We start from the raw sequence: 383 nt of genomic DNA on the forward strand, positions 1-383 counted from the left end.
CTCCTGGTCGGCCAGGGTCTCGCCGATCATGATGTCCGGGATGCCCGCGACCGCGCAGATGTCACCCGGGCCGGCCTTCTCGGCGGGCTTGCGGGTGAGCGCCTCGGTCATCATCAGCTCGGAGATGCGGACGTTCTGTACGGAGCCGTCGCGCTTCATCCACGCGGCCGTCTGCCCCTTCTTCAGCTCGCCCTGGTGGACGCGCAGCAGCGCGATACGGCCGAGGAAGTTGTCGGCGTCCAGGTTGGTGACGTGCGCCTGGAGCGGGGCGCCCTCCTCGTAGGTGGGGGCGGGGATGTGCTCGAGGATCGTCGAGAAGAACGGCTCGAGGGAGTCGGAGTCGCCGGGGACCGTGCCGTCGTCGGGCTTGGTCAGCGAGGCGA

The 383-nt window shown here is 69.5% G+C and carries 1 protein-coding gene; it reads right to left on the bottom strand.

Going from position 1 to position 383, the window contains the following annotated elements; genetic code table 11:
* The coding region (locus tag LPA54_RS41920) for an EF-Tu/IF-2/RF-3 family GTPase (protein ID WP_267488059.1) at positions 1–383 on the bottom strand (383 nt) is incomplete at both ends.

Origin of the sequence: Streptomyces sp. DH12, assembly GCF_020873895.1 — a bacterium.
GTDB lineage: Bacteria > Actinomycetota > Actinomycetes > Streptomycetales > Streptomycetaceae > Streptomyces.